Raw genomic sequence first — 4,974 nt, forward strand, 5'->3', positions numbered from 1 at the left:
ACGCCGCCACCGCATTCCTCAACAGCCTGCCCTCCAACTACCAGAACATGTCCCTGCACACCGCCGCACAGGACGTCCAGCGCTCCTTCGACGGCTACCTGTACGCACAGTGGGAAGACCAGGCCGCACACATCGTGTCCTCCATCGTCAACAGCTGATAGAACCCGCGCAGACCCCGAACCCCTCCCGATAACCGGGAGGGGTTCGCCGCGTTCAACATGGTCAACGCCCGGTCAGAACCCGCTGTCGTCCGTGCTGTCCGAATCGGCTGGACGGATGTTCCGTCCGGCGCTCAGCAGCCTGATGCCCAGGCCGGTCACGCCGTGCCGGGCGGTCTTACCGCAGCGATCGGTCGAGACCAGACCGGCTTCCCTCAGCGTCCTGGTGTGCTCAGAGACGGAGGCCGCGCTGACACCGAGCAGGGCGGCCAACTCGCCGCTGGAGCGCTGGTCGACCACTGCTTCGAGCACGGCTGCGCGGGTGCGGCCGAGGAGCATGGCCAGAGGGTCGGAACCGCATGTCTCGCTGACGAGCGGGAGCGGGTTCAGAGCCGGATAGACCAGCAGGGTCGAGCCGTCCGGGTATCGTCCGGTCAGCGGCCCTCCGGTCCAGTAGGCCGAAGGGTGCAGTGTCAGGCCGTGTCCGCCCAGGTACAGCTCCCGGTCGCGAGGGCCGTCCACGGTCCAAATCACTCCGTTCCAGCGGGCCCGCGGGAACAAGGTGGTCAGGCAGCCGGCCAAGCCGAGTTCGGCGATCAGGTGGCTGCGCCAGGCGATGTCGGCGCGAAAGCCGGCGCGGATCCGGCTCCAGGACGGCTCCACGACCGCGTGGTGGGCGCTGCGCAGTGCTTGCTCAAGGCCCTGCCATGCATCCCGATCTCGAGCGTCCAGCTGCCGCAGCCTGGGCGTGACCGGCTGGCCGGCCATGCAGACACGGCGCAATTCGCGAGAGACGAAGTCCGGTGAAGAGGAGCGCACCGCGTCGAGCCCGTCTTCGAGGCCTTCGCTCACGGGGTCCAGGAACAGGGGCCCGGCACCGTTCGACGGCACGAGTTCGAAGAGCGGCCGCGCCTGGTGCGGCAGGTTCTTGTTCATCGACCGCCGCCAGGGGGCGAACAGCGGGTCGGTGTGGCCGTGCTGCAGCGCGGCCAGCGCCAGTCCGAGTTCGAGCAGCGGCGCGGGCGCCCCCGCGAACCGGACACGCAGCCTGCGCGGTGAAGTGGATCCGGAGCACCGCCACCCTCCTTCGCAGCCCACTGCCGCCCCCGGCCGTACCAGCGCCGTCCGACCCCGTCGCTTCGCCCCAGCCCGAATCGTTGGCGCCTCGCGGACGCAGCCTCGAGCATTGTCAACGCGTCCGGTGCGATCTTACCGGGCGACCGGATCCAAGGATCCGCACGGAAAGGAACTCCTCATGAGGAATCGCTTCGCGACGGCTCTCGCCACAGCCGCCGCCACGCTCCTGACGGCGGCCCTGCCTGGGGCCGCACAGGCAGACTCGACCAGCGGCAGCAGCGGCGGCAGCGGGGGCAGCGGGGGCTGGCAGACGTATACGAACGCGAACTACCTGATACCTGCCGGCACTGCCTGCACGTTCGGGGTTCAGAACGACGTCGTGCAGCAGGACGAGCAGTACCGGGTCGTCTCGACCTATCCCGACGGGACACCTCTCGAGACCGACTGGCGGGGCCCGCTGGTGGTCAGCTACACCAATGTCAACACAGGAAAGTCGATCATCGAAGACCTCTCCGGCACCGCACAGTTCTACGCGTCTCCGGACGGATCGGGAACCTGGGTCAGCCAGGACCACTTCGGCCTGACGATCGCCCCCGGCAACCCGTACCACGCCGCAGGCCTCTACGTCCTGACCGGCCCGGCCGTTTTCACCGTCAGCGCCGCCGGCACCGTCGACATCCTGGCGCAAGACCAATCCGCAGACATCTGCCGCGCCCTGAGCTGATCCGCTCAGCGAGCGAAGCCTTGAGCACCCGCGCGCTCCCGCGCCCTTCCGGCACAACCGGCCCCGGCCGGCCAGCAACCGAAACCCGCCCCGCCCACCGCCCACACGTCTGATCACCGCGCGGGCGCGCTGCGTGCCGCCTGCTTCTCCGACGGCACACAGCGCGCCCGTCGAGGTGCCCATGCCCCTCACAAGGACTCGACCATAGAGCTGTCGAAGCAATCAAGGGGTCCCTCCCAAGCCGTGCCCGCCGGAAGGATATCTACGCGGTGATCGCGCGGCGCGTCTTGGTCAGCGCGAAGGCTCCGAAGTTCGGAGCGATGCGCTCCAGCGGCCTGCCGTCGGTCACCCATGGTGGCAGGTAGACGAGCACGGGTGCTTCGCCGGCCTCGTTGGGCTGCGCCGTGTCGAGGACGTAGATTCCACCCATTCCGTCGTATTGGAGGACGAGCATCGCGGTGGGCATCTGGGAGTCCTGGCGTTCCCGGAGCGAGAAGCTCACGGTGCCCATGATCTGCTGCGGGTCATCGCGACGACGAAACAGACCGTAGAACTCCTCGCCCTCGATGTCGCACCCGCCGAGCTCGCTCAGGAAGTGCCGGTCGGAGGGTGGGAAGCTCACCCCGAGGACACGCTCCGCCTCCTCGATCAGTGCGGCGTCCGGTGGGTCCTCGTGATAGTTGACGATCCCGTCGTGGGTCTTGACGATGCGGATGAATGCGTCGACGTCCTCGATCGCGGTCATCGGCTGCCTCCTCGTTCTTGCGCCATGCTAGGGTCGCCGAGTCCGTTTCACGGGCAGAAGCCGTTCCAGGCGCTCTACGGCTGCTTGATGTGGCTCTGGGTACAGAGAACCCGCTTGATCCGCGTGTCCGCCCATGTGGGGTCAATCGTCAGGGCGAAGGCGGCACCGACGGACTCATCTGGACATTGCTACCCGAGGACTTCGGCCGGCAAGCACATGCCGATCGGCGTCGTGCTGCGCTTGATGCGCACCTCGACCTCCTCGGAGTGCAGGCCCAGGGCCTGCTCTGGGCTTTTGACTACTGGCTTGAGCCCTCCCGTCCACTCCGACAGTACTTGTGGGCGTATACCCCGGAAGACGAGCAGCGCGCCAGGACGATCATCACCGTACTCAGCGCACAACAGATCAAAAGCGTCCTGCGTTGGCTGGCGGAACCCTACTGGGATCATTACGTTGGCTGGCCGGACCTACTGACGTGGCGTAGCACGCCCGACGGGGCCCGTGACGCGCTATTCGTCGAGGTTAAGTCCAGCTCCGACCAACTCAGCGATGATCAGAAAACCTGGATACGGGGCAACAAGGACCGGCTTGGGTTAGATTTCAAGTTGGTTTAGGTCCATCGCACCGAAAAAGTGCGGGTCGTTGAGTAGCCGCGACGCCGCACGGGGAATCTCGCGGTCCACGCAGGCGCAATGACCACCTCCTCTCGCTTCCCGAGAGAGGACCGCGATCGTCGAGTCGCAGTTGCTGCGCGCAGCAGAGACTGTCGGGCACAACGGGCGCGGCTATGACAGGGCGAAGAAGTCAGCCTCATTCCGAGGCATAGGGATCCATGAGGGCGACCGGCCGGTCAGCGATTTCCTGGGCCCGTTCAGGAAAGAGCTCGCCGGGTTCGTAGTACCGGGCCCGGGTACGTCCGACCGAGCGCAGGATCCGGGCGGCGACAAGGTCGCGCAGGTCTCTTTGCGCCTGTTGCAGGCTCAGCCCTTCAGCCTGCTCGTAGCTGGCACGCCGAACCCGGCCGTTCGAAACAGCCTCGAACATCGCCGAGACGGTTCGCTCGTCCAAGGCGCGTTCCTTGGCGAAATCCACTAGCGATGTCCACAGCCGCGCGGCCCGATCGACGCGGAAGCGCACCATCTGGGCCTGCTGGTGGTAGGCCGTGAGGTTGAAGCGCAGCCACGCGGAGGCGTCGTGTTCGGGACTGTAGATGGAGCCGAGCGCGCCGAGCTGGCGATAGTACTCCCACGTGTTCCCGGGCCGGCCCAGCCACGCCTCAATAGAGCTGAACTCCGGAGCCAGGACTCCCTCACGCGCAATCATGAGCGTTTGCAGCGATCGGGACATCCGGCCGTTACCGTCGGCCCACGGGTGGATCGAGACTAGATTCAGATGCGCGATGGCCGCTCGCACCAGTGCGTGGTCGGCCGGGTTCGGCTCGTTGAGCCATTCGACCAGCTCGTGCATCAGGCCGGGTACGAGCTCGTGGTCAGGACCGGTGTAGGCGGCCACGTGCGAGTCTCGCGCATCGGTGACGTAGACCGGCCCGCGCCGCCATTGTCCGGCGGGCTTGCGCCGCGAGTGCCGATGGCCCTGGAGCATCCAGTGCATCCCGTTGAATAGGCCCTTGTCGTAGGCGAAGTCAGGCACGTCGTGCTGCGACTGCACGAAGGACATCATCCTCTGGTAAGCCAGAGTCTCTTCTCGGTCCTCATCGGAGACATCGACATCGCGCTCACCGCCCATGAGGTCGACCACGTCGACGGTTGAGACGCGAAAGCCCTCGATCGAGTTGGAGGCGGCGACCGCATCCGCAGTGAGAAATTTTCGCAGACCGTCGGCCCACCTGTGCTGTGGACGCACCTGGTGGCGAAGTTGGCGGCGCAAATCGTCGATCTCGCCGAGCACGCGGCGGTCAGCGTCGGTTAGGAGGGGAACACGGAAGAGCACTCAATAAGCATAGATTGACGCAATCAGTACGTCAATACGTCACGCGCGTGAGTCTGTCGGCCTGCCCCGCTCCGGCGCCTCATCCGAAGGAGCAACTCAGAGGCCACCCGAATGGCTTAGTCGATTTGTCCACAGCCAGCCACCCGTTCGTTTCACGCTGGAGGACGCGAAGCCAACAGTCACGACTCGCTGCAATTGGGCAAGCTCGGCCAATATTGCCTGTATTTGACCCCCAGTCAACGGCCTCCGGCTGGCCACCTGCGGAGAGGGAAAGCCCACCTGTGGCGCCCTTGACCTTCATCTTGAAGCCCCAGCCCGCC

The 4,974-nt window shown here is 66.1% G+C and carries 5 protein-coding genes; 2 read left to right on the forward strand and 3 right to left on the reverse strand.

Annotated elements, in window-relative coordinates; translation table 11 throughout:
• Positions 1-233: 233 nt before the first annotated feature.
• On the reverse strand, positions 234-1,256 hold the full coding sequence (locus KDL01_RS45735; RefSeq protein ID WP_212533752.1) for an ArsR/SmtB family transcription factor: 1,023 nt from the start codon (positions 1,254-1,256) through the stop codon (positions 234-236).
• A 157-nt stretch (positions 1,257-1,413) separates the two neighbouring features.
• Between KDL01_RS45735 and KDL01_RS38985 the strand changes: the two genes are divergently transcribed.
• Positions 1,414-1,959, forward strand: coding sequence for a hypothetical protein (locus KDL01_RS38985; protein ID WP_212533753.1), 546 nt, complete (start codon positions 1,414-1,416; stop codon positions 1,957-1,959).
• A gap of 262 nt (positions 1,960-2,221) precedes the next feature.
• Here KDL01_RS38985 and KDL01_RS38990 read toward each other — a convergent pair whose 3' ends face one another.
• Entirely contained in the window at positions 2,222-2,704 is a 483-nt protein-coding gene (locus KDL01_RS38990; RefSeq protein WP_212533754.1) for an SMI1/KNR4 family protein, read from the reverse strand.
• Positions 2,705-2,793: 89 nt separating this feature from the next.
• Between KDL01_RS38990 and KDL01_RS38995 the strand changes: the two genes are divergently transcribed.
• Positions 2,794-3,318: a VRR-NUC domain-containing protein gene (locus tag KDL01_RS38995; RefSeq protein WP_212533755.1), complete on the forward strand. Its 525-nt coding sequence runs from the start codon at positions 2,794-2,796 to the stop codon at positions 3,316-3,318.
• Positions 3,319-3,514: 196 nt separating this feature from the next.
• On the opposite strand, the gene KDL01_RS39000 is transcribed toward KDL01_RS38995, so the two are convergent.
• On the reverse strand, positions 3,515-4,654 hold the full coding sequence (locus tag KDL01_RS39000; RefSeq protein WP_368861742.1) for a Fic family protein: 1,140 nt from the start codon (positions 4,652-4,654) through the stop codon (positions 3,515-3,517).
• Positions 4,655-4,974 lie beyond the last annotated feature (320 nt).

The sequence above is a fragment of the Actinospica durhamensis genome, assembly GCF_018139695.1.
Classification (GTDB): Bacteria; Actinomycetota; Actinomycetes; order Streptomycetales; family Catenulisporaceae; genus Actinospica; species Actinospica durhamensis.

Bases quoted from the DNA above. Each gene is read 5' to 3' on its own strand.
- KDL01_RS38985 (WP_212533753.1), top strand. From the start codon at position 1,414: ATGAGGAATCGCTTCGCGACGGCTCTCGCCACAGCCGCCGCCACGCTC.
- KDL01_RS38990 (WP_212533754.1), bottom strand. From the start codon at position 2,704: ATGACCGCGATCGAGGACGTCGACGCATTCATCCGCATCGTCAAGACC.